The sequence below is a fragment of the Vibrio gangliei genome (assembly GCF_026001925.1).
Taxonomy (GTDB): domain Bacteria; phylum Pseudomonadota; class Gammaproteobacteria; order Enterobacterales; family Vibrionaceae; genus Vibrio; species Vibrio gangliei.
Genome location: NZ_AP021870.1, coordinates 143,634 through 168,374, shown reverse-complemented (window position 1 = coordinate 168,374; position 24,741 = coordinate 143,634). Strand labels below are relative to the sequence as shown.

The window sequence follows — 24,741 nt, the reverse complement described above, 5'->3', positions numbered from 1 at the left end:
GCTTCTGATTCGCATCATAATAAGCCACTCCCTGCTTTTCCCTAATAGCAGGGATTTTTTTGTTTAAAATTCTAGTTCTGCTGCCACTAAACAACCTCGCTCTAATCACTTTACCAATACATTCACCAAGCCAATACAATGAAAGAAAGCTACATTTTGATTGAATGAAAGATGAGTCATTTATTTCACGCAATAAAACAATTAAGCAATAGTGATTTAGATCACATCATAGATTCCATAAAAGATCTTTAATGATTATTTGGTGACAATGATCACAATAAATATTAGTACAGCCAATACTGAAAATGTGACCACCATCACTAAAAGTTTGGCTAAAAAGTTAACGTTATGGATTTGTAAGTAAATTACAAAATAATATTGATAAGTAGATCGCACAAAATTGAAAAAGTGCAGCAGAAAACATGAGGGGTATCACAAAAAACCCGTTATCAGTTCTTATTTAAAATTGTGTGGTAAATTGATTGGGTACTAAGCAACCAATACGGTTTTCGCGAACCGTTTACCACAACAAAATAATTAAGAACATCAAACGGGAGTCGATATGATATCACCTGATGCTAAGATCAAGATACAAAATTTTGGTCGCTTCCTCTCTAACATGGTCATGCCCAATATCGGAGCATTCATCGCGTGGGGATTTATTACTGCCTTATTCATTCCAACTGGTTGGCTACCAAATGAAACGTTAGCTTCCATGGTTGGCCCAATGATCACTTATTTACTTCCCTTACTGATCGGTTATACCGGCGGTAAATTAATCGGTGGTGAACGAGGAGCTGTTGTTGGTGCTATTACCACGATGGGTGTCATTGTGGGAACAGATATACCTATGTTCATGGGCGCGATGATCGTAGGCCCAATGGGTGGTTGGGCCATTAAGGCATTTGACCAACGTGTCGAAGGCAAAATTAAAAGCGGCTTTGAAATGTTAGTGAATAACTTCTCTGCCGGCATTATTGGTATGATCTGCGCCATCATTGCTTTCATGTTAATTGGCCCATTTGTCAAAGTGCTTTCAAGCGGATTGGCATCAGGGGTACATTTTTTAGTAAACGCCCACTTACTACCTCTCACTTCTATTTTTGTAGAACCTGCAAAAATCTTATTCTTAAACAATGCCATCAACCACGGTATTTTCTCACCACTAGGTATTCAGCAAGCTGCGGATACAGGTAAATCAATCTTCTTCCTAATTGAATCGAACCCTGGTCCTGGACTAGGTATTCTGTTGGCATACATGTTTTTTGGCAAAGGTACGGCGAAACAAACCGCTGGCGGTGCATCCATCATTCATTTCTTTGGCGGTATTCACGAAATCTACTTCCCGTATATTTTGATGAATCCTCGTTTGATTTTAGCGGCAATTGCCGGCGGTATGACGGGCGTATTTGTCCTGAATATTTTTGATGCAGGTATCGTATCTCCAGCATCTCCAGGCTCAATTTTCGCAATTTTACTACTGGCTCCAAGCAGTTCATTAATTGGTGTTCTTTGCTCTGTTTTCTCAGCGACAGCGGTTTCATTTACCGTTGCAGTAGTACTGATGAAATCACAAAAGACTACCGAAGAAGATGGTGATAAAGCTGCGCTGGATAAAGCAACGGCGGAAATGAACAACATGAAGTCAGCCTCTAAAGGTCAATCTTCAGATTCAAACAAAACGGTTAATTTGGCAAACACCGTTAATTTAGCAAAAGTAAATAGCATCATAGTGGCATGCGATGCGGGGATGGGCTCCAGTGCAATGGGAGCGAGCTTACTGCGTAAAAAGGTTCAACAAGCGGGCCTTAACATCCATGTGACCAACCTTGCTATTAATAATTTGCCAGAAGGAGCTGATATCGTGATCACTCATAAAGACTTAACAGACCGAGCTCGTAAACACGCGCCAAACGCACACCATATTTCATTAACTAACTTCTTAGATAGCGACATGTACAACCAACTTGTCACTAAACTATTGGCTACTCAGCGCCCAGAAGCCGCAAACGATAATCAAGTGGTAAAAGTTTCCATTCTTGCTGCAAATGATGATAGCTATGAAGAACAACCAACCTCTGTGTTTACTATTGAGCGCAAGAATATTCACCTTGGGCTAATGGCTAGCAATAAAGAAGAAGCCATTCGCTTTGCAGGAAGCCAGTTAGTTGAACTCGGCTATGCTGAACCTGAATACGTTGATGCCATGTTCGAACGTGAGCAACTAGTTTCGACCTACCTTGGCGAATCTATTGCTGTGCCACATGGTACAGTCGAAGCAAAAGATCGTGTGCTCAAAACCGGTATCGTCATTTGCCAGTACCCATCAGGGGTTCAATTTGGCGAAGACGACGATGAGATTGCTAAACTTGTCATTGGTATTGCAGCTAAAAATGATGAACACATTCAAGTAATTACTACGATAACAAATGCGTTAGATGACCCTGATGCTATTGAGAGATTAACGTCAACAGATGATGTAGAAGAAGTATTAGAAATACTGCAAGGCAACCAAGCCGCTTAATTGACTCTCATATTAGAGGTCAGGTGTTCCCCTATACATCTGGCCTCACCCAAAAAGTTTAATCGTAGGAATTTATTATGAAAAATGCAGTTCATTTTGGTGCAGGAAATATCGGCCGTGGGTTTATTGGTAAACTACTGTCAGATGCTGATGTTCAAGTTACTTTTGCAGACGTTAACGCCCCATTGGTTGATCAAATCAGTCACAAACAAGAATATAAAGTCAAAGTAGTAGGCTCTAAATGCCAAATTGATACCGTCAGCCATGTAACGGCGGTGAACTCGGCAAGTGACGATGTCATTGAGCGTATCGTTCATACGGATCTCGTCACAACAGCAGTGGGTCCAAATGTACTTGATATTATTGCTAAAACCATAGCAACCGGCATTGCTAAGCGATTTGAAGCCGGCAACACCTCACCGCTAAATATCATTGCTTGTGAAAATATGGTTCGAGGCACCACTCATCTAAAAGGTGAAGTCTATAAATATCTCGCTCCAAGCCTTCATAATCAAGCCGATGAATTGATTGGCTTTGTCGATTCAGCGGTCGATCGAATTGTGCCACCAGCCGAAGCGGCTAACGATGATCCACTTGAAGTGACCGTAGAAAGCTTTAGCGAATGGATCGTCGATGAAGGGCAGTTTAAGGGTGAAATCCCAGACATTGCAGGGATGGAAAAAACCAATAACTTAATGGCCTTTGTTGAACGTAAACTATTCACGTTGAATACCGGTCACTGCATTACGGCCTACTTAGGTTGTCTAAAAGGACATAAAACCATCCGTGAAGCCATTGAGGACCCTGAAATTTATTTTGATGTAAAACAAGCCATGTTTGAAAGTGGTGAGGTGCTGATCCAACGCTATCAATTTGATCGCGAATTGCACGCCGCCTACATCAATAAAATCCTAGATCGCTTTGCTAACCCTTATTTAGTCGATGAAGTTGACCGTGTGGGGCGTCAGCCAATCCGCAAACTTGGAGCCAATGACCGTTTGATCAAACCGTTACTTGGCACAATTGAATACGGTACAGAAAATATTTCATTATTAAAAGGGATTGCAGCCGCTTGTAAATACCGTAATGATACGGACCCACAAGCCGTTGAGTTACAAAAATCTATTCAAGATCAAGGTATTAAAAAAGCATTAGCGCATTATACTGGCCTTGATGAACACAGCCGTGAAATTCAAACAATAGAAAAACTATACCAAGAGTTATAAAAGCACTATTTATAAAGTGCCGGGCTTTAGAAAACGGACTTTAAAAACCAACGTTTAGGAGCCTAACTTAGGCTCCTAATGAAATTTAGAAGAAGTAATGAGCGAAGAACTAAACGAAACTGACATTCTTGAACGACTAAACCAAACGCCGACTGTGCGAGGTTTCTTTATTCAAACGGTAGACATTTTTAATGAGTCGATTGATGCGCTGATTAAAAGGATCTTCCGCAAGGATAACTTTGCCGTACAATCCGTCGTCGGCCCGTTACTGCAAGATTCTGGCCCACTTGGTGATCTCACCGTCCGGCTAAAACTGTTGTTTGGCCTTGGTGTACTACCCGATGATATTTATCATGATATTGAAGATATCATCAAAATAAGAAACAAACTCAACAGTGATGGTTCAGAGTATGAATTTACTGATCCCACCATCATTCAGTATCTTAAATCTCTCCATTTAACAAACCGTATGAATATGGTTTCGTTGCATGTTGCAGAGCCAGATGGCGATATTGATTTAAATTTTTATCAAATGCAGTTACAAAGACAGCAACAAGTTATCAAGTCCGGGCTCTCGCTTGCCATTGTTGAGATGTGTAATGAGTTGAAAAAAGACAGCCCTTTCTAGCCGTACTTTGACCAATTGATCGTACTTGAGCAGATTCGGTCACTCTTTTAAATATGCGCTGAAATCATATTCAATATTGTATTAAGTCATTCAAATATTCTTCCCGCCTCTCTTATACTGGTTTCCACTATTTATTTCATGGTTGAAACCAAGGAAGCTTATGTCTGCATTATTCCAACCTTTAACAATTAAAAGCATTGAATTAAAAAACCGCATTGCTGTTCCGCCTATGTGCCAATATTCGGCAATCGACGGTGTGGCGAATGATTGGCATCACATTCACTATGCTGGTCTTGCTCGTGGCGGCGCAGGTGTTGTGATTGTCGAAGCGACAGCCGTATCACCAGCAGGTCGTATTACGCCAAAATGCCTGGGTATCTGGAATGATGAGCAAGCAAATGAATTGGCGAAAGTAGCCACGACCATCAAACAAAACGGCAGCGTTGCCGGCATTCAAATTGGCCACGCAGGCCGTAAAGCCAGCGCTAATATTCCATGGGAAGGCGATGATCATATTGATTCATCTGATGCTCAAGGCTGGGACACCATCGCCCCTTCAGCCATCGCTTTTGGTGCCAATTTACCAAAAACACCAAAAGCCATGACGCTTGATGACATTCAACGTGTGAAGCAAGATTTTGTAGCAGGCGCTAAACGTGCATTAGAAGCCGGCTTTGAATGGCTAGAACTGCATTTTGCTCACGGTTATTTAGCACAAAGTTTCTTTTCTCGTCATACCAATCAGCGTGATGATCAATATGGTCAGGATCGTTCACTATTCTTAGTGGAAACGTTCAACGCGGTACGTGAAGTGTGGCCAGAGCATCTACCTCTGACTATTCGTCTTGGTGTGGTTGAATTTGATGGCGAAGATGAAACCATGCTGCAAGAGTCCGTCGCCATGCTCAATACAATGAAAGCGAATGGTTTGGATATGGTGAATGTCAGCGTTGGTTTTAACACGCCCACCGCTCAAGTGCCTTGGGGCCCCGCGTTTCTTGCACCGATTTCAGAACGTATACGCCAAGAAACAGGCCTACCGGTAGCGTCTGCTTGGGGTATAGATAAACCCGAAGATGCAGAACGCGTTGTCGCTGAAGGCCAAATGGATCAAGTCATGATAGGCAAAGCCTACTTGGCAGACCCTCATTACACCTATCGTTTGGCAAAAGCACTCAACGTTGAAAAACCTTCTTGGATTCTTCCTGCACCTTACGCTCATTGGTTAGAACGTTATACCTTCGCCGATAAGTAAGTACTAACATTTTTCAACCACTAAGCCTCAACGAATGGTCTATCAACCGTTGAGGCTTAAAAAATAAATCACGATCTTAAAATTACGCTTGGTAAAACTAAGATAAACCACCAACACATTGATAAAACCGAAGTGATCAGGACAAAGCTCGACACATTAACAGAGAAGTTAAACGCAGCCAACATCCACTGTTGATGAAACAAATTAAAGTATAGCGAAAGCCCCCATAGCACCGTAACCAGAGCGATTACAATCACAGAACCTTTAAGCGCGTTATTAAAATCGGCCTTACTCGGTATGCAATGAAAACAAATCAAAGAGGCAACCAATAAGCTCAATCCGGCCCTGGGTGAACTCAATGCGTGATTGAGTAACACTTCGCTCGCATGCCAACAATATTGTAAGGCAGCCATACTCACGGTATAAACATTGGCCACATCAACATCCAAAACAAACGTTGGCAGGCTTGGCATATTCATAAAATGATAAAGCAAGGTGATGACCGCAAATGCACTTGCTAATGGCGCTAAGGCGATAAAAATGCATCCGATTGATTGATATAAAGAACGACGGTTCCAATTATGTTCAACATAACCTAACCGACCATCTTTACCGACTTGAAACCAACAAATCTTATGGACTTTGTGCCCAAACAAGATCGCCATTAATGCATGAGATGCTTCATGGATGGGGGTACCAATTATCGCAGAAACATAAAACAGAAATTTAGAGAAGGGGTTACGAAAGATTTTATTCGCAAATGTTCGTGTCAATAAGTGGTGCAGCAGAATCACCACACTCACAACCGCAAAGAATAACCACAAACCGATCATATTTATTTTGTATCGTATTATCAGAAAGCCGTATTCTAGCTTAAATTTTGCCATTTATGTGAGTAACAACGTAGGGCTTAGCAACAAATAAAAAAAGTGGCGGCTAAATAACATTAGCCGCCACTTTGCGTATAGTCATGAATCATTGCTTACAACGATTAATCATCATCAACAAACACATGCCCTTCTAGAGAATAAGGTTCACTCAAATGCTCTCTGTGCTGCATTGAATGTCCACGAATTTTTTTCAGCTGCTTCTCAAGTTGAGTCGCTTGTTGGTAATCACCTTCTGCATAAGCAATATAGATTTGATGTTCAAGATCTTCGATACGGTCTTCATGAGTCATGCTAGCCTCCCGCTCGTTAAAGCTCCATTCAAGCCCACCTTGCTATCATGCTGAGTGTAGTATAGCGGTTCTCACCTTGCTAAATTTTTGCTATCTGAATCAAAACCTACAGTTTTAGTGGGAGTATTATCTTGGTTTTTCTCTTTAACCCGATTAACATAATGGTCAAATAATTAAAGATTCTTATTCCCGATAATTGAATGACAATACGGCAAGTGGAAGTGTCATATTCTTACCCCAAATGGGAATACATTTGCTTGCAATAAAGAGCACGGATACATGCCAAACTCAACCATAAGCCCAACCGCTTTTCGAAAAGTTATCATCACCTTGATGGCTCCCCTACCTTTCATTTTGGCAATGAGCGTCTACTTCAGCGAGTTGAGCATTAAAAACACATTACAGTTGGTCGCCACGACCTATGTAAGTCGAATCGAAGTACTCGTTAATGAACTAAGAGATGAAAATCAGCAAGCGCTTTATGATGCTCAAAACTGCAAACAGATACAGCACGATTTATTATTCGAAGCCTATTTGAGAGAAATGTTTCTCGTTGAAAATAGCAAAATAACTTGCTCGTCAAAACGCTCGGTCACCGGCACTCACTTCGAACAGTATCGAATCCCAAGCAACCTTCTTCAGCATGGCGAATTTTTATACGACTTGCCAAAATATCACCAACGTAGCTTAATCGTTGTCGATCAGGATAAAAATAATCCCACTCGATTTGCGCTTTCAATCATTGATAGCGCCTACCTGAATATAAGGCTTGGCGTCAATTCTGATGACCGTGTATCCGATTCTCACTTATTTGCTTCAGGATTGTATTACCCGGAGATCAACACTCAGTACCCACACGACTATAATGTCTCCGCTCAATCGACAGACATGCATTTTAAAGTCTACGTTGAACCAAGTAAAAAACTCATACGTGAAAAAAGAACCATTTATCTACTCAGTGCCATTCCCATTTCTTTGATCATTTCAGTTCTTTTCTATCTGATTTCATTTTGGGCTAAAGGTCGTCGCTCCTTAATTGAAGATCTTAAAAAAGGATTAAAAAACCATCAATTCTATCTAGTGTATCAACCGCTCATTGATAGCAAAACCGACAAAATAGGGGCTGTGGAGGCGCTAATTCGCTGGAATCATCCAAATAATGGTTTAATCCGACCTGATATTTTTATTCCTTTGGCTGAGCAACATGGGCAAATCAATGCCGTCACTGACTTTGTATTAGAGCAAGCGCTCAAAGATTGGGAAGACAAAGTTCACAAGGATATGAATTTTCATTTAGGAATCAATGTCCCTCCTACTTACCTGTCACAGCCCAATTGTATCTCGCGATTTCATAATTTGGCCCAACGATTCAAAGCACAAAATATTCAACTATGTATTGAAATTACCGAGCGTCAATTATTGGATGAAGCTGGCAGACGCGTGTTAACCGATATTCGTAAACTCGGTATTGTGGTGGCTATTGATGATTTTGGTACCGGTCATACCTCCCTTGCCGTACTGCAAGATACTGATTTTGATTATTTGAAAATTGATCGCTGCTTTATCAATACCATTGGAGTGGAATCGGTAAACGCACCAATATTGAATAATATTATTCAGCTTGCTCATGATCTGGAGGTACAAATCGTAGCGGAGGGCGTAGAAACGCAGCAACAGGCCGACTACCTGATAAAGCATAAAGTCGAGTATCTACAAGGTTTCTTATTTTATAAGCCTTTATCACTAAGCGAAGCCGTAAAATTAGTTTCTGAGACATCACCTATAAATGATGAAATTTTGGAATAGGTGCAATTCCACCCTTTTGCTAATCTTACTGAAAATTCAATGATATAGTCTCGCCATCTTTTCTCATCAAACTTTGGTTACTCAAAATGGAACTTTCTATTGAGATCATGGCTCTGTTGGTCGCAGTGGCGATGTTGGCAGGCTTTATTGATGCTATGGCGGGCGGCGGTGGCTTATTAACCTTGCCGGCATTGTTGGCGGCAGGTATCCCCCCTGCACAAGCGTTAGCGACCAATAAACTTCAAAGTTCATTTGGTAGTTTTTCAGCAAGCTTATATTTCATTCGCAGCGGTACGGTGAAACTTCAATCCATGTGGTTATCTATCGCTTGCACTTTTATCGGTTCGGCTCTAGGTGCTGAAGCGGTACAAGTCATCAAACCAGATTTATTAATGAGCATTATTCCCATTGTGCTTATTGCCATTTCAAGCTACTTCTTGTTTTCATCTTCTGTAACACCATTGCCCGATGAGAAAGCCAAGCTATCTCAAGCGGCATTTGCACTACTCATAGGCACAAGCGTTGGATTTTACGATGGCTTTTTAGGCCCAGGTACAGGCTCGATATTCGCTGTTTGTTTTGTCGCTATTGGCCGCTGTAGTCTCGTGGTGGCCACCGCAAAAACCAAGATCTTGAACTTTACTTCAAACATTGCGGCTCTCTCCTTTTTTATCATGGCGGGCTTACCCATTTGGGAGTTGGGTTTAACCATGGCCGTCGGTAACTTTCTAGGGGCAAGACTAGGCGCCAAAGTCGTGCTGGGTAATGGTCAAAAAGTGGTACGCCCTCTGGTGATTATTATGTCGATGACCATGGCCTTTAAGCTCCTGTGGGAACAGCATCAGCAATGGCTTCTATCAATTTTTTAACTCGCTCATGGCTATAAATATTCGGCCGACAGCATAAATGCACCGGCCGAAATAATGGCTTCAACTCCTCAAAATAAAAGCAAAAACGTTCTTCAATCTGCAGGGTTTTAACAATCGACAATGGCACGAGTGCCGTTAATACCCCTCCTAAGGCTAATTGTGCTGCCGCGGTATAAGAATCCATTTCCATTGTTGGCTCAATGCCAAGCTGAGTCAGTACATCGAGCTGATAGCGGTTGGCTGGGTTGGTCAGGTCGTTGGTGATCACTTGAGATGGTAATTGATGCAATACGTGTTTACTCACCAGAACGAACGGTTCTTCACACAGTCGAATGGCTTTTAAACCATGCTGGGCCGGCAAATCGCCAGCGCAGAATCCAATGGTTGCCTTACCAGACTGAACACGCTCTACAATTCTTGGCGTATGATGAGTACTAATACGAATAGCACTATCGATGTGAAAATAAGCCCCCATCATCGGTGATAAATACCCTGCTACAAGCGTTTCTGAACAGTCGAGTCGAATGATGGTTTGATCTTGCACGTCATGCTGCTCATAGATCCGCCCTTGTAATTCATGAAAGGTAGGGCCGACACTCGCAATCAGCTCTTTAGCCGCCGGTGTCAACCTTACATGTCGACCGTCAGGTACAATCAATTTCTTACCCAGTTTTTTTTCAAGCAAAGCAATGCGCTTACTCACCGCCGACTGACTAATGTATAACTGACTACCAACGCGGCTCATGGTTTTTTCGCTTTCTAATACCAGTAAAGTTTCAATACCTTCAAGTAACATATCATTGATGCTAGTTAGGAATAGGTAATAACAAGATATACTAAATTGACTCAAACATGAAAAATATAAAAAAGCGCCCAATTTGAGCGCTTTGAAAAAGTAATGATAAAAATGAATTTAGTCTTAGAGCACTAAGGCTTAATAACTTTCAAACTCTGCAACTGCTGGTGTTCCATTCGAGCCAGTAATATTGAAATTCACTTTGTTCAATGTGGTAGCAGAGAAAGTAATCGTACCAGCTCCAGACCCTGTCGCTAGCACATCACCATTATCATTATTAGTTAATGTCCAGCTGGTAATACGGCCTTCAAATCCAGCGGCTTCACGAATGATCACGGTACTGATTGTTTGCGCCTCACCCCACTTCAAAGAAATACGGCCAGTAGAGCTTGATGGCGACCAATACGAACTCATATCACCATCACGAACATCACCATAGCTGCCGTGACCTTTACTTGAACCATCTGAACCAGCAATTAAAGCGAGATTTTCTGTTGACGGTGTACCTGAACCATTATCACCACCTGAACCGTCTTCACCGCCAGAACCGTTATCGCCACCATTGCCTGTATCTCCGCCGTTTCCAGTGTCTCCACCACTTTCAACGCTGCAATCACCATCAGACACTGCAAAGCCGTTATTAGGCCCAGCCGTAGCAAGCACAATATCTTTAACACATTCAGCATCATCTAATGAATAACTATATGGGATAGAAATGGAAGTCGTCGAAACCGGATCTGGGCCTGCTGGATGGTTAGTATCATTTGCAACCCAAGTGACATTTTCAAAAATGTTTCCAGAGACATCCCAAAAGCCCATATCATCGGTGTAGAAGGTGCCTATCGGGTTTTGTGCATTGGCAAAATGATTATTTTCCGCTTTAATTTGCCCGCCGATGCGTGGGTTCATGCCAGACTTTTCGATACCATCATAATAGTTATTGAAAGCATGAGCCGTACCATGACGTAGTAAAGGTAGGCGAGAATCAATATCTTCATAACGGTTATGGTGGAACGTCACATAAGTATTCTCGGTATCACTGTCGCTCGACCCCATCAAACCACCACGGCCAGAGTGATGAATATAGTTATAAGAGACGGTGACATACTGAGTGCCCGCTTTCATATCAATCAAAGAATCGTAGCCATCTTTTTCACCGCCAGAGGCTTCTAATTCATTGTGATCAATCCAGACATTGTGAACATCGGTTTCCATACCAATGGCATCACCACCATTAGAGGTGGGTGAACCCGATTTCTTTACATTACGTACATGAATATTACGAATAATGATGTTGGACGTTTCACGTAAGTGGATACCAATTTCGTCAAATAAAGCCCCATCTCCTGTCCCGATAAGAGAAATGTTACTGACACGTTTGAATTGAATTTCATCGCCTGTGGTATCACAGCTTCCTGATACTTTTCCCGTGTTTCCATGATTGATAACGCCAGAAACATAAATGATCAACGGTGTATCATCAGCCTCACGACTACACATGGCTTGGTTTATCTCTGTACCTGTTGTCGCATACACAACCTGACCACCTTCACCGCCGGTTGTACCGCCATTCAAGCTGGCATAACCAACAGGCCCAGCCATCACAACGCTCGAGGCACCAAATAGCAAAGCAAAAGTCATACTTTGGGCGAGTTTCGTTTTCATTATATTTTTATTCATTGTTCATTCTCATCCTTTCATAAAGTCCATGATGTCTTGAGTAAAAACATCAATGAAAAGCATAGCTATTATTTTCAAAACAATGGTTCATAAATGACAATTTGTTAAAAAGATCACAACAAATGAATGAAAGGTCAGTAAAACAACACTAAAAACAAAACCCCAACCATCGCTGATTGGGGTTTATAGAGAGCTTCAGACTTCAATGATATTTAACTGATCGTTGTGTTATCGCGATAATACCTCGCCAGCCATTTTTGTTTAGACAAACGAATAAAAAATAATGAACCGCGTACAATCCAATCGCTGAACATGCCAATCCATACCCCATACACTCCAAAACCAAGCACCACACCGAAGAGGTAACCGCAGCAAATGCGGCAGCCCCACATGCTGATGATCGCTGCCCACATGGTAAATTTCACGTCTTTTGCCCCTTTAAACGCCGCAGGAAGCACAAAGGATGCCGCCCAAATAGGCATGAAGAGCGCGTTCAGATAAAACAGATTCACCACCACATCGATGACTGACTCTTCTGAGGTATAAAGTTGGGCAATTTGATGAATGAATGGCACAAAGAGCAAGGTTGAAACCACTAATAAAATAGTGGATGCCACGAAAATCAACATCAATTCTTGCTGCGCCATCTTAGGTCTGTTTTGCCCTAAACGTTTACCGACAATCACCGTTGCAGCCATGCCAAGTGTGTTTCCTGGAATGTTGATCATTAAGATAATCGAGAACGCAATCACGTTACCTGCCATCGCAACGGTGCCCATGCCCGCCACCATAAGAATGGTGATCATTTTGCCAATGTTGAACATCAGTGATTCCACACTAGCAGGGATACCAATACCCAAAATATCGCTTAACGTTTTGCGGCTAAATTGAGTGAAATACAGTTTAAATGGAATAACAAAACGTGAGTTTTTCGCCAAATACGCCAAAATAATACCCGCGCCCACCCAACGAGCTAGAGAAACCCCCAGACCAGCGCCAAGCAGCCCCCAACCTTGCCAATCGCCCACCCCGTAAATCAACGGGTAACTAAACGCAATATTGAGCAAGTTAGTGAGAATATTAACTCGCATTGGCAACTTACTGTTCCCTACAGCACGTAACACCCCACTGCCCGCCAAAGTAATGGCCAGAGCAGGATAGCTTAGCGCCATCGAGGCCAAATACACTTCAGCCAGATGAATGACTTCCGGTTCCGCACCATAAGCCACCACTTCGAGCAAAGGCTTACCACCGAGTACCACAACAACCAAAAACAAAACGGCAATCAATGTGTTCAAACTGATCGTTTGTCTGGCTTGATCAATCGCTTGCTCACTGTTCCTACGGCCATAAGATTGCGCCACAATCACCGTGCCGCCAAGCTCAATGGCCGCCAGAACCGAGTACATGATGTAGGTAAAACTGTCGCTAATACCAATTGCGGCGGTTTGGGCTTGGCCGAGACGGCTCACCAAAATCGTACTAATGATGCCCATTAACACGACACATAACAGCTCAATAAAAATCGGCCACGCTAAAGGAAATACATCACGAATTAATAAAACCTTATGGCGTTTACGTATCGTTAATGGGCGATCTTTTAAAGACGAAAAAGGGAAATTCATGCCTCTACTCTATGGTTACTCCGTAAATAATATCTCGGTCGTACACGGTTTCAATACGGTCACCTAGGCTCACTTCGCCATGTAAATAACCGCCATTAGAAATGTGTCTTGGAATATCGGCGTATTTCCCTTGGTGAGCGGCTTCAAGTGCAATGAGCGCAAAAGAGGCAGGGTCATCAAAACGAGCAAAACGATGTTGCTCTGATGGTAAGAAATAGCCACGATGAAAGTGCTTATCTATTATATTCTTACCAATAGAATCTGCTAGCATTAATACCTTATCTTGACCTGTCTTTTCATGCAGATCGAGCAAAGCGAACAACAAATACGGAGAGGCAATCTGTGTGTTGGTATTCACTTCCGTTAGCCACATGGTATCCGGTGAAATGAGGCCAAGTTCAAAGCGGGCGAACATGGTGGCTGTCAGCTCTCTTATCTCAATATCTTTGCTGGCAATAGAGGCTCGAATAAGTGGCAATAGGTAGGCAGGATCCACATCTTGACGCTTTAGTTCTGTGCCTTTCTTACCGTAATACCCATCACGCGGGAACACATAGCCCGTCATGTCATGGCCACTATTCCACATTGGGACGATTTTATTTTCCATCATATCCCAAGCGTGTTTGAAATAAGCCTTAATACCACTTACGGCCCACGCCAACATGTCTTCATCACCAGTTTGCTTTGCACACTCTAAAATTGCCAACGGGTTATCCACCACCACCGGCCAACTATCACGGAACAACACATTCGCTTCACGCGCAATATCACCAAACTCAGGGCCAAATTGACGCTTCGCACGGTCTCCAAACCAAGAATAAGTCAGGCTGTCATCATCAGGGATAGGTTCGCGTTGCAGCGGTGAAGAAAATTGATACACCGGCATCCCTGTTTCTGGGTGACGCGCCAACACAAACTGTTTGTACAAATGCTTCGCCCACATTTCCGCGTGCACTTCGGTTTTGTATTTAGAATAAAAAGTCGCCGCGTAAATCAAATCTGTTGAGGCATTCACAAAGGTTAAACCGACTGTTTCGGGTAACTGGGGCCATTGCGTTGGGTCTACCACCGGCTGAGGTTGGTGATGGGTAAATACATTTTCTACTGGCGCCACGCCATATTGCCCATGACGACTTAAATCGAGTTTTTGCCAATCCAACACATGCGCCGCCCAAAAACCGTGTAAGAACTGAGTCGTTTTTTCTGCATCCACTTGGTACAAGAATTCATAAAACGGAAAATGATGCTTTAATTCATGCACGCGCTCTTTACTGGCAGGCCCTTCAATTTCACCGGTTTGTTGATTGATAAAACGATGCCCACCCCAATGAAATAAGCCACTTTCTGCATCGGTGTAATTGTCTAAAAACTGCTTAGCCATTTTATGTGCCACATCCTGCCAATGTGAATCACCGCTAATTACAGATAAACTCACTAATCCACGCAGCACATTTTGTTGACTGGCAAAGTTGCTCATTACGACTTTCTTACCATCTGGGTAAGTCCAATAAACGGGCTTATCATTGAGTGTATCGGCACCATCAGCCAGCACATATAACTCTTGATTTAAGAAACGATCGAGGATGTGCTGATAATAATCCGTCATTAATCTAAGGGAAGATTGTCGTGCCATGTAAAACTCCTAAAATAAGATGAAATCTAAAATTGATATGAAGATTGAAACCAAGGAGATAAGCATTGTTTGACTCTCTCTATCAGATTCTTATGCTGTTCATCTGAAAGCGAATAAGTCAGTATTCTTTTATTTTCAATCTGTTGGTTTGCGTTGATGATAAAGTTATTGAATTCTTCAAAGCGGGACTCATGCGGATAAAACCAGACAACATCGCCTTCCTTACCTTTACCCGACATTTTATCCCAGCCAAAAATATGATCTTGCATTAAGCAGTCGACGAAAGCGCAGTGGCCGATTGCATCTGGATCAGCATATTGTCCATCGTAAAACTGACTGGTTGGGTGCCACGGCCTGCCAAGCGCATAACTGCCTTGAGGCACACCGGCTTCCTTTAATAATTTGCACTGCAGAAAAACAAACCCTAATGGTTGATGTTTAGGCGAACTGGGTGCGGTGACATAACCATAGACATGATCGCCTTTTACATCAGTTCGGTTACGCGCCACGATGTCACAATGGGTAAATACCGCCTGACCTGCGCCAAAAATAAAATCAATCGCACCACTAATCCGGCAACGATGAAAATAGCTACGACCACCATTAATGAATAAGGTATCGTGATAACTCTCAAGCTGAACCTGTTCACAGTGAACGCAGTCAGCATGATTACCAATCAACAAAGCAACAGACTGAGTGTGACGAATTCTTAAACGCTCAGGTCGAGCTTGGTTTTCTAAAAATTTAAAATCATTACGGATGGTTAATTGACTGACTGAACACTGCTTTGCGTCTATACACACGGTTCTTGAGCCATAAGTGCCTGGAATACTGCCATCATGTTGAATTTGTTGGTTATAGCAAGAAGCAGTAATGATGGTGTTTTCTTGGCCGTAGCCGATGAGGTGTACATTATCGCGAGTGACATTAACCCGTTCATAATACACGCCAGGTTTAATCAATATTTGATAGGCTTGCCCATCATCAGGGAATGAATTCAACGCTTGTTGGATAGAAGTAAAATGACCTTGTAGCGGCATTGGTGATACCACAACTTGTCGCTCATTCTCCATAAATACGTTTCTCCATAACAGAACAACATCGCCTTGCCCTATTCTTCTGCTTTTATTCATTGAATATCGGAGATCTGGCAGGGTTCTGAAAAAAGCCCTACCCCGTATAGAGGTAGGGAATGTGGATCACAACTACAATGTAAAAAGCGTAAATATAAAAATCACATTATTAACGGGTTAATTTTTTCAATAAACGATTACCTTTACTTAAGAAACTTTGCGCGGCTTCTTCAGGTGTCGATTTACCGTAATCAATGTGCTGCATTTCTTCGCTGAATAATTCCATTAATTGCGCATTATCCGTATATGGCGTTGTCACAATCTTCGTTGGAACATTCAGAGCTTGTTGATAGCCCAAGTATTGCAAGCTAGATTTATCCAGTTGACCATTGTTAGTCAGAATATCTAGGCCACTTTTGCTCAATGGAATACTGCGGCTTAACCCAAGCGCTTGAACACCATCAGGATCATTGAGTAAGAAGTTAATTAATTTTGCAGCTTCCTCTGGGTGCTTAGTATTACGGCCAATTGAGAACAGCATAGATGGGCGAGACAGCAAACCTGCATCCGTCGCACCGTCTACCATTGGGTAATCGGCTAGTTCAAGTTGCATTGGTGGTTTTAGGTTATCGGCATATTTCGCAATCGCAGAGTCCCACATGTACACACCACCGAACTCACCTTCAATCCAAGGGCGCATTTCATAAAGGTTACCACGACCGTATGAAGCGAACTCTTTCGTGGATGGGAACACATGGTTCTTCACTTGATCTGCATACAATTGGAAGAACTCTTTCATTTCATTTTGATCAAATTTCAACATACCATCAGTGCCGATGATGTCTTTGTTGTGTTTTTGAATCATATAAGAACGGTTCATTGCAAACACATCACGGGCTTCAATGACGAGTGGGTAATATTTCTCACCCAATTTTTCTTTAAATACTTGGCCTGCTTGCATCAACTCATCCCAATTTTTCGGATAAGCAAGTCCCGCCTTAGCCCAAGTGTCTTTATTAAAATAGAAAACTCGAGACGTCATACTCACAGGCAAACCGTTTAATTTACCAGCATTAGTACTCATTTCGATCGAAGCGTCGGTGAAATTAGAAACCCCTAGCTCCTTCGACAGGGAATTCATATCATAGAAACCGTTCCCGTCTTTCGAAAAGATAGGCATCCAGTTCCAGTTGGTTTGCATCACATCTGGCTCAGTGTTACCGGCAATTTGCGTTGTCAATCGAGATAAGTGGCCGTCCCAACCTGTGTACTCACCTTTCACTGTAATATCAGGATATTTCTCTTGGAATTTTTCTAACGCCGCGTTAGTTGCTTGGTGACGTTCATTCCCGCCCCACCAAGACATGCGTAATTCCGTTTTTGCAAATGCGTTAGCCGAAGCCACCGCAAGAGCAAGTGTAGTGACAGTCGTTATTAGATGTTTATTCATAATCAGTCCTTTAAATATAGTTTTAGTTATCTAATGAAATATTTTTTTCTGATACGGCATCGAAAATGTGAGTTTTTTCCATTTGTACTTTGAAACGTACATTCTTTTCTGAGCCAAAACCGACACGGCTTTTGACTACATCTACAGGCACACGAGCGGTTAATGTTTTACTTGCCACTTTGAAGTAAACAAACACCTCATGCCCCATATTCTCCATACGAATGATATCGCCACGTAACACGTTAGAATCATCGTCTTCATCTGTAGCAACGGTAATATCATCTGGACGCACACCAAATACCGTTTTGGTGTAGCCATTTAATTTGATATTTCCAGCTTTCTCTTTTGAAATTAAAAGGCGTTGACCCTCTAATTCAGCATACAAATCGTTACCTTCTTCGGTTAAAGTCACTTCATTGAGGTTCATTTCCGGCGCACCAATAAAGCCGGCGACAAACATGTTTTTAGGATTGTTATAAAGCTCCTCAGGGGTATCCACTTGCATGATTTCACCTAGCTTCATCACACAAATTCGGTCTCCCATCGTCATCGCTTCGGTTTGGTCATGCGTCACATACACTGAGGTTGCTGGGCTATTGCTGGCTTTTAAATGTTTGTGAATATCCGAGATACGAACACGCATCGAAGCACGTAATTTTGCATCCAGATTCGATAGAGGTTCATCGAACAAGAACACTTCTGGTTTTTTCACAATCGCACGCCCTACCGCGACACGCTGGGCTTGACCACCAGAAAGCTGGCGTGGAAGACGATCGAGCAAATCTTCAATTTCTAAGATTGCAGCCGCTTCTTTAACACGCTGTTCAATTTCTTCTTTTGGCAATTTTTGCAGTTTCAAACCAAACGCTAGGTTCTCTTCAACAGTCATGTGTGGATAAAGAGCATAGTTTTGGAATACCATCGCAATACCACGATCTTTTGGCGCCAGGTTATTCACCACACGATCACCAATTTGGATTTCGCCACCACTGATATTTTCCAACCCCGCCAACATACGTAATGTGGTTGATTTCGCACAGCCTGATGGGCCAACAATCACTAAAAACTCACCATCTTGAATCGTTAGATCAATGCCATGAACCGCTTTAAAACCATTGGAATATACTTTTTCTAATTTTTTAAATTTAACTTGAGCCATGATTTATTACTCCGAAATTAACCTTTAATGCCGCTATTTGAGACGCCTTCAACAAAGTATTTTTGAGACATGAAGAACACCACGATGGAAGGAATGATTGCGATAGACGCCATTGCTAAAATCTCATTCCAACGAGCACCTTCTGTCACGTCGATGGACATTTTCAGAGCAAGCGCAATTGGATATTTTTCTACACTCGATACGTAGATAAGTGGGCCTAAGAAGTCATTCACCGACCACATGAACTGGAACAAAGCAACAGAGATGATCGCTGGGCGGATCACAGGGACCACCACATGCCATAACACTTGCATTGAGTTACAACCATCAATCATGGCGGCTTCTTCCATATCCGTTGGTACACCACGTAGGAACTGCACGAGCATGAAGACAAAGAAGCCCTGTGTTGCAAATGCCAGTGGTAAATACAGCGGCAAATAACTATCTAATAGCCCCATCTCACGGAACATTAGGTACTGAGGAATCAATAGCACCGTTTGTGGTAGAAGGATGGTGGCAATTAATGTTGCAAACCAAAACTTCTTCCATGGAATATCAAAGCGAGCAAAGCCGTACGCCACAATGGTTGAAGACACCACAGTAAAAAACACTTTAGGCAATACATATAAGAAAGTATTAATAATGTAATGACCAAAGGTAAACTCTGTACCGGTTTTCCAGCCATTGATAAAGCCGTCTAAACTCCATTCACTTGGGATTAAACTCATTGAAGTGAAAATTTCATGGTTTGGCTTAAATGCTGCGGTAAACATCCATAAAAGTGGATACAGCATCATAAAACCAACAATGATTAATACAGAATAACGAATAAATGCATTAATTTTTTCACGACGAATAGTTCGATTATTTTCTGCATTTGCAGCTTCTACTGAAGTATTCATTTTATTATCTTTCGTAGCTATAGTATTCATTGTTATTTCCCACCTTTATCGCCAGAGTAGAAAACCCAGTATTTTGATGAGCGGAATGTAATTGCTGTAAATATGGCTACGACGACAAATAAAGACCATGCCAAAGCACTACCATATCCCATATCAAAGTATTTAAATGCTGTTTCATATATATATAGTGAGATTAAATACGTTGATTTCATCGGGCCGCCACCGGTTACTACGTATGGCGCAGTAAACTCTTGGAATGCTTGGGTGGTTTGCATAATGAAGTTAAAGAAAATAACTGGGGTAATAAGAGGCACCGTCACTTTCATGAACATTTGCCACTTACTTGCACCATCAATCATGGCCGCTTCATATTGAGACTGTGGTACGTTTTGTAGCGCAGCTAAGAAAATAACCATCGCCGAACCAAACTGCCACGCACGTAATAAAGTGATAGAAAAGAGTGCAAATGAAGGTTCACCTAACCAGTTGATTGGATCGAGGCCGATAACACCAAGTAGTCCATTCAGCACACCATCAATAGCAAACAATGCACGCCATAAAACGGCGATAGCAATACTACTACCTAGAATTGACGGGATGTAATAAGCAGTACGGAAGAAGCCAATACCACGAAGTTTAAAGTTCAAGATAAAAGCGATAAGAAGAGCAAAAGCCAGTTTTACTGGAATGGTCAAGAAAACGTACAAAAATGTCACGTTCATTGATTTCCAGAATGTGCCATCTTCAAGAAGCATGTACCGATAGTTCTCAACGCCCACAAAGTTTGGTGTGGTCATCAAGTCATAATCAGTAAAGCTCATCAAAAATGACGATACGAAAGGGAAAGCAGTAAACAGTATCAACCCGATAATGTAGGGAGATAAGTATGCTAAACCCAGCTTACGATTTTCATACATTTCCTTGTCCTCAGTTTTAATTATTAGATACTACTAAGTTAGATATCACCCTTATCAATGCACCTTAATAGCAGGTTTAAAATAGACGAGATAAAATAGTTCATCCATAGGCAAAAAACGTAATTGTGATCGCCTCGATCATTTATGGAACGATGTTTCAGTTATTTGGTGATCTAGTTAAAACTAGCTAACACAATGTTTTAGTTTCATAAAAATTGAAACATACCTAGGTAGATAAATATAATTTTTCAAAAATGCAGACTAAAGTCTAATTGATAAATCAAGCAGTTAACAAATCGTTAATGCTCTGTATTTTTTCGGGGATAAAATTAATGATCAATTTCAAAATTATTTATCCTAATTTTTAAAACAATGTTTCATGGATCACATTTAACAGGAGTTAATAAATAAAATTTTATTTTTTATATATTCTTCCAATGCTAACCAACAAAACAAATAAAGGACTATAATATGAAAAAGATGTTAACTCTATCGTTATTAGCTCTCGCAGTGACTTCCACTGCCGCTTCTGCGACTTCAATTAATATTCGACATGAATGGAAACCAGAATATGGTGATAAAAACGACAGTGCTCATGCTGACCGTATTGCAGTAAGCCATCGCTTCAAAAGTGGTATTGGCTTTGAAGTCGAAGCAAAATGGAAGAGTAATAATGAAGATGCTTACGGCGATATGAGTGGTAACGGACAGCAAGCTAACATTAGTTACCGTTGGAAAATTAACGATACCTTCAGCCTAACACCACAATTTAAATTAGAATCTGGTGCCGATAAAGTCGGCTACCAAGGTAACTTGACCCTTGGCTATAAAGCAACAGACGATATTTCAACCTCTATCCGCTATCGTTACCACTATGAAAACTTCAAAACATCCGCTGGCAAACCAAACTCTCACTACAACCGAATCACATTAGCGGCAGGCTATAACGGTGTTCAAGATTGGAAATTCGGTCTAAGTACTGATTACACCATCAAGCAAGAAGGTCAAGAAGTGTGGAATGGTGAGAAATACGGTTTTTCTGAAATCAACGGCAAAATCACATACACCGGTATTGGTGGTGGCTGGGCACCGTTTGTTGAAATTGGTGTCACACCTGCCGATAAAAATGCAGCTGGCGACGATGATAAAGACGATTGGCGCCCACGCTACCGTGTCGGCCTGGTTTACAGCTACTAATAGGGCAAATAACTAAACCAATCATCTTTATATTTCATTCGCGTAAACATATAAAAATGATCCGCAACCGCCTTATGCTTTCGCAGTAATAAGGTTCCGCATCCTCTTCATTTTGTTTAATGCGTGATGAAACCAAAACCGGAAAAGGCTTATTGGCCATGTTGTAAAAATGCATGTGTTGGTAAGCCTTTTTTTCTTCTTTGGAACCTAAAAACATGAATAAATCACTCTTTACCCAGTTAGGAATATCGGCTGCGTTAGTCTTTGCTTCGCCACTACACGCGGCACTTTATAATGTAACCGTCGCTCAAGATGGCTCTGGTGATTACAAAACCATTCAAGAAGCCCTAGCCAATGCCCCACAAGACGACAGTTTATATACTATCTATATTAAAAATGGCACCTATCAAGAGCGCCTTAATATCGAGAGGCCAAATCTCTATTTCATTGGTGAAAGCCAAACCAACACCATCATTACAGCCACAACGGCCAGCGGTACGCAAAAAGACGATGGGTCGACATGGGGCACAACAGGAAGCCGCACGGTCAATATTAATGCTGAAAACTTTAAAGCCAGAAACTTAACCATTGCCAACGGCTTTGATTACCCAGCAAACCAAGAAAAAGCCGATGATGACCCCACCAAAATCAAATCAACTCAAGCGGTCGCACTATTAATCTCCAAACCAGGTAATCACGCCCAGTTCAAAAATGTCACTCTGGAAGGTTACCAAGATACGCTCTATCTAAAATCGCCAATGAACTATTTTGATCAATCGAAGATCAGTGGCCACATTGATTTCATCTTCGGTTATGGCGGTGCACTCATTGAAAACAGTGAAATTATCGCTCGTGATAGAAACGACGTCTCGGAAGGTAACTCGTACGGCTACATCACCGCACCAGCAACCGATATTAATCAAGCATTTGGCCTAGTTTTCAAAAGTTGCCATCTCAAAAAAGAAAACCCTAAAATGCCGGCTAAATCGTTCGCATTAGGCCGACCTTGGCATCCAACGACAACATTCGAAGATGGCCGCTACGCCGATCCAAACGCGATTGGGCACGCTGCGTTCATTAATTGCCGTATGGATGATCACATCTACGGCTGGGATAAAATGAGCGGAAAAGACATTAATCAAAACACCATTTGGTTTACACCTGAACAATCTCGTTTCTGGGAATACCATAACTTTGGTGCCGGAGCAGTGCCCCCCAATCAACCCAGTGATGCTTATCGCCCTCAGTTAACTCACCAGCAGATTAAACAATACGATAACGATACTATTTTGGATGGTTGGACACCTGATATCTCCCTGCCGCCTCACAGCAACCTTCAAGGTGAGGTACTTAACTCTTCAATGAGTTTTCCAGCCATCATAACTGCCATTGACAGTAGTGGTCAGAAAGTCATTGCGAAAACCGACAAACAAGGTCGCTATGAACTTAGTATCAGTAAGATGACGTTGCCGATTGTGGTATCGGCCAATGACCTCAGCGGATTTTCTTGCCTGAAAAGTGATAAAAAACGTTCATTCTGTATGAGCGCACTCATCACCGATGCTAAACCTGGTGAAACCACATTAGGTAACATCAACCCATTTACTGATGTTATTGTGTCCGGTTTAGCCAATTCTGTCGGTATTGACGGCCCGCAGCAATTAGTAGAGAAAGGCTACGTACCCGTCCTGCCTTTAAAAGAATTAGAGCAAGCGCGTGCTAATTTTCAACAGGCTTTCTCTCAAGCATTTGAGCAGCGAGGTATGAAAGATACCTCAATATTAAGCCCTGAAAACTACGATAAAAAGTATCACTCTGTGATGAAAAAACTCACCGAGAAAGTGCTACATAATCGCGGTTATACCACCAGCACTGGACTGGCGTCAGCAACCACATTAACCGATTTGGCTTTCCACCCTATTTTGAATATTGAGAGCAATCCAAAATATCAATTGCAAGATGACCAGTTAGACCAAGTGGCCCATCAAATAAAATCGGCTAAGACACGCGTCTTTTTGGTTGGCGATTCAACCGTATCGAATTACGAGCAAGATGTTTACCCGCGTATGGGTTGGGGCCAAGCGTTTGATTTGCAATATTCTGATCGTGATTTAGCGATTGTTAATGCCGCTCGTTCTGGCCGAAGCTCTCGCGATTTCATCAATGGTCGCTGGCTCAGCAGCCTTGAACCGTACGTGAAACCAGGCGACTACTTATTCATTGAATTTAGTCATAACGATGAAAAATGTAATGGTGCCAATGGAGAGCGTGGCCCCATTGATGTCGCGAACTTGTGTACTTATCCAAACTCAGAAGACGGCAAACCTCAATACCCATTTGGTAAGCCACACTACTCATTCCAACACTCGCTGGAGCGCTACCTCGCCTTTGCTAAAAAACACAAAATGCAGCCAGTATTGTTAACGGCTACAGCGCGAGCAAAAACCGCAGCAGGCGAATACGGTGCTCCGATCAATCCACTCCAGCATGTCACCAAGCAAAACAGCAGTAATGGTTATGGCTTCTTTGGCAGCTACACCCAAACGGTTATCGACACCGCCAAAAAACACAATGTGCCACTGATTGATATGCAGGCAGAATCGATTCGTTTAGGCGATGAAGCTGGTAGTGGTTGGAGCAATATTTGGTTAGCTGTCGACCCTGCTCAATACCCATATTATGAAGGACGTACCGGAAGCCTTGAAAAGCCTGATACGACTCACTTCCAACAATATGGCGCTCAGGAGCTAACTAAAGTGGTTGTTGACTACATCAAACAAGAACCCAAATTGAAAAAGCTCGCTCGTCAGTTATAAGCCCT

Annotated in this window: 19 protein-coding genes; 8 read left to right on the top strand and 11 right to left on the bottom strand. The window is 42.1% G+C overall.

What is annotated here, in order from left to right; genetic code table 11:
* Window positions 1-562: 562 nt before the first annotated feature.
* The 4 genes from Vgang_RS12765 to Vgang_RS12750 all read left to right on the top strand — a co-directional run bounded on the left by Vgang_RS12765 (window position 563) and on the right by Vgang_RS12750 (window position 5,633).
* Window positions 563-2,524: a PTS mannitol transporter subunit IICBA gene (locus Vgang_RS12765; protein WP_105901237.1), complete on the top strand. Its 1,962-nt coding sequence runs from the start codon at window positions 563-565 to the stop codon at window positions 2,522-2,524.
* Between the two features lie 77 nt (window positions 2,525-2,601).
* On the top strand, window positions 2,602-3,750 hold the full coding sequence (locus Vgang_RS12760; RefSeq protein WP_105901236.1) for a mannitol-1-phosphate 5-dehydrogenase: 1,149 nt from the start codon (window positions 2,602-2,604) through the stop codon (window positions 3,748-3,750).
* Between the two features lie 97 nt (window positions 3,751-3,847).
* A complete protein-coding gene (locus tag Vgang_RS12755; protein ID WP_105901235.1) occupies window positions 3,848-4,378 on the top strand; it encodes an MltR family transcriptional regulator in 531 nt (176 codons plus the stop codon).
* A 160-nt stretch (window positions 4,379-4,538) separates the two neighbouring features.
* Complete coding sequence (locus tag Vgang_RS12750) at window positions 4,539-5,633, top strand: NADH:flavin oxidoreductase/NADH oxidase (protein WP_105901234.1); 1,095 nt, start codon at window positions 4,539-4,541, stop codon at window positions 5,631-5,633.
* 68 nt (window positions 5,634-5,701) lie between these two features.
* On the opposite strand, the gene Vgang_RS12745 is transcribed toward Vgang_RS12750, so the two are convergent.
* The gene (locus Vgang_RS12745) at window positions 5,702-6,466 is read right to left on the bottom strand and encodes a hypothetical protein (RefSeq protein WP_105901233.1); all 765 of its coding nucleotides are present in this window, start codon (window positions 6,464-6,466) and stop codon (window positions 5,702-5,704) included.
* Between the two features lie 158 nt (window positions 6,467-6,624).
* Window positions 6,625-6,813, bottom strand: coding sequence for a hypothetical protein (locus Vgang_RS12740; RefSeq protein WP_105901232.1), 189 nt, complete (start codon window positions 6,811-6,813; stop codon window positions 6,625-6,627).
* Between the two features lie 279 nt (window positions 6,814-7,092).
* Between Vgang_RS12740 and Vgang_RS12735 the strand changes: the two genes are divergently transcribed.
* Both Vgang_RS12735 and Vgang_RS12730 read left to right on the top strand, forming a co-directional pair.
* The gene (locus Vgang_RS12735) at window positions 7,093-8,619 is read left to right on the top strand and encodes an EAL domain-containing protein (RefSeq protein ID WP_105901231.1); all 1,527 of its coding nucleotides are present in this window, start codon (window positions 7,093-7,095) and stop codon (window positions 8,617-8,619) included.
* Between the two features lie 86 nt (window positions 8,620-8,705).
* Entirely contained in the window at window positions 8,706-9,488 is a 783-nt protein-coding gene (locus Vgang_RS12730) for a TSUP family transporter (protein ID WP_105901230.1), read from the top strand.
* On the opposite strand, the gene Vgang_RS12725 is transcribed toward Vgang_RS12730, so the two are convergent.
* From Vgang_RS12725 to Vgang_RS12685, 9 genes are all read right to left on the bottom strand, one after another.
* Window positions 9,439-10,284, bottom strand: coding sequence for a LysR family transcriptional regulator (locus tag Vgang_RS12725; protein ID WP_105901229.1), 846 nt, complete (start codon window positions 10,282-10,284; stop codon window positions 9,439-9,441). The two genes, Vgang_RS12730 and Vgang_RS12725, sit on opposite strands and share 50 nt — an antisense overlap.
* A gap of 138 nt (window positions 10,285-10,422) precedes the next feature.
* On the bottom strand, window positions 10,423-11,964 hold the full coding sequence (locus tag Vgang_RS12720; RefSeq protein WP_105901228.1) for a pectate lyase family protein: 1,542 nt from the start codon (window positions 11,962-11,964) through the stop codon (window positions 10,423-10,425).
* Between the two features lie 212 nt (window positions 11,965-12,176).
* Window positions 12,177-13,589, bottom strand: coding sequence for an EmmdR/YeeO family multidrug/toxin efflux MATE transporter (locus Vgang_RS12715; protein ID WP_105901227.1), 1,413 nt, complete (start codon window positions 13,587-13,589; stop codon window positions 12,177-12,179).
* A 4-nt stretch (window positions 13,590-13,593) separates the two neighbouring features.
* Entirely contained in the window at window positions 13,594-15,222 is a 1,629-nt protein-coding gene (locus tag Vgang_RS12710) for a pectate lyase (protein WP_105901226.1), read from the bottom strand.
* Window positions 15,223-15,248: 26 nt separating this feature from the next.
* Window positions 15,249-16,295 carry a pectinesterase family protein gene (locus Vgang_RS12705; RefSeq protein ID WP_157945994.1) on the bottom strand — a complete coding sequence of 349 codons (1,047 nt, stop codon included), beginning with the start codon at window positions 16,293-16,295 and terminating at the stop codon, window positions 15,249-15,251.
* A gap of 169 nt (window positions 16,296-16,464) precedes the next feature.
* Window positions 16,465-17,745, bottom strand: coding sequence for an ABC transporter substrate-binding protein (locus Vgang_RS12700; protein WP_105901224.1), 1,281 nt, complete (start codon window positions 17,743-17,745; stop codon window positions 16,465-16,467).
* Between the two features lie 22 nt (window positions 17,746-17,767).
* Window positions 17,768-18,904: an ABC transporter ATP-binding protein gene (locus Vgang_RS12695; RefSeq protein WP_105901223.1), complete on the bottom strand. Its 1,137-nt coding sequence runs from the start codon at window positions 18,902-18,904 to the stop codon at window positions 17,768-17,770.
* Between the two features lie 17 nt (window positions 18,905-18,921).
* Window positions 18,922-19,836: a carbohydrate ABC transporter permease gene (locus tag Vgang_RS12690; protein ID WP_105901222.1), complete on the bottom strand. Its 915-nt coding sequence runs from the start codon at window positions 19,834-19,836 to the stop codon at window positions 18,922-18,924.
* Window positions 19,837-19,838: 2 nt separating this feature from the next.
* Window positions 19,839-20,723 (bottom strand): carbohydrate ABC transporter permease, encoded by an 885-nt coding sequence (locus Vgang_RS12685; protein ID WP_105901221.1) that lies wholly within the window; start codon window positions 20,721-20,723, stop codon window positions 19,839-19,841.
* Window positions 20,724-21,194: 471 nt separating this feature from the next.
* On the opposite strand from Vgang_RS12685, the gene Vgang_RS12680 reads away from it, so the two are divergent.
* Together Vgang_RS12680 and Vgang_RS12675 are read left to right on the top strand one after the other, a co-directional pair.
* Window positions 21,195-21,920: an oligogalacturonate-specific porin KdgM family protein gene (locus Vgang_RS12680; RefSeq protein ID WP_105901220.1), complete on the top strand. Its 726-nt coding sequence runs from the start codon at window positions 21,195-21,197 to the stop codon at window positions 21,918-21,920.
* A 215-nt stretch (window positions 21,921-22,135) separates the two neighbouring features.
* Complete coding sequence (locus Vgang_RS12675) at window positions 22,136-24,736, top strand: pectinesterase family protein (RefSeq protein WP_105901218.1); 2,601 nt, start codon at window positions 22,136-22,138, stop codon at window positions 24,734-24,736.
* Window positions 24,737-24,741 lie beyond the last annotated feature (5 nt).

Bases quoted from the DNA above. Each gene is read 5' to 3' on its own strand.
- Vgang_RS12765 (WP_105901237.1), top strand. From the start codon at position 563: ATGATATCACCTGATGCTAAGATCAAGATACAAAATTTTGGTCGCTTC.
- Vgang_RS12760 (WP_105901236.1), top strand. From the start codon at position 2,602: ATGAAAAATGCAGTTCATTTTGGTGCAGGAAATATCGGCCGTGGGTTT.
- Vgang_RS12755 (WP_105901235.1), top strand. From the start codon at position 3,848: ATGAGCGAAGAACTAAACGAAACTGACATTCTTGAACGACTAAACCAA.
- Vgang_RS12750 (WP_105901234.1), top strand. From the start codon at position 4,539: ATGTCTGCATTATTCCAACCTTTAACAATTAAAAGCATTGAATTAAAA.
- Vgang_RS12745 (WP_105901233.1), bottom strand. From the start codon at position 6,466: ATGATCGGTTTGTGGTTATTCTTTGCGGTTGTGAGTGTGGTGATTCTG.
- Vgang_RS12740 (WP_105901232.1), bottom strand. From the start codon at position 6,813: ATGACTCATGAAGACCGTATCGAAGATCTTGAACATCAAATCTATATT.
- Vgang_RS12735 (WP_105901231.1), top strand. From the start codon at position 7,093: ATGCCAAACTCAACCATAAGCCCAACCGCTTTTCGAAAAGTTATCATC.
- Vgang_RS12730 (WP_105901230.1), top strand. From the start codon at position 8,706: ATGGAACTTTCTATTGAGATCATGGCTCTGTTGGTCGCAGTGGCGATG.
- Vgang_RS12725 (WP_105901229.1), bottom strand. From the start codon at position 10,284: ATGTTACTTGAAGGTATTGAAACTTTACTGGTATTAGAAAGCGAAAAA.
- Vgang_RS12720 (WP_105901228.1), bottom strand. From the start codon at position 11,964: ATGAATAAAAATATAATGAAAACGAAACTCGCCCAAAGTATGACTTTT.
- Vgang_RS12715 (WP_105901227.1), bottom strand. From the start codon at position 13,589: ATGAATTTCCCTTTTTCGTCTTTAAAAGATCGCCCATTAACGATACGT.
- Vgang_RS12710 (WP_105901226.1), bottom strand. From the start codon at position 15,222: ATGGCACGACAATCTTCCCTTAGATTAATGACGGATTATTATCAGCAC.
- Vgang_RS12705 (WP_157945994.1), bottom strand. From the start codon at position 16,295: ATGGAGAATGAGCGACAAGTTGTGGTATCACCAATGCCGCTACAAGGT.
- Vgang_RS12700 (WP_105901224.1), bottom strand. From the start codon at position 17,745: ATGAATAAACATCTAATAACGACTGTCACTACACTTGCTCTTGCGGTG.
- Vgang_RS12695 (WP_105901223.1), bottom strand. From the start codon at position 18,904: ATGGCTCAAGTTAAATTTAAAAAATTAGAAAAAGTATATTCCAATGGT.
- Vgang_RS12690 (WP_105901222.1), bottom strand. From the start codon at position 19,836: ATGAATACTATAGCTACGAAAGATAATAAAATGAATACTTCAGTAGAA.
- Vgang_RS12685 (WP_105901221.1), bottom strand. From the start codon at position 20,723: ATGTATGAAAATCGTAAGCTGGGTTTAGCATACTTATCTCCCTACATT.
- Vgang_RS12680 (WP_105901220.1), top strand. From the start codon at position 21,195: ATGAAAAAGATGTTAACTCTATCGTTATTAGCTCTCGCAGTGACTTCC.
- Vgang_RS12675 (WP_105901218.1), top strand. From the start codon at position 22,136: ATGAATAAATCACTCTTTACCCAGTTAGGAATATCGGCTGCGTTAGTC.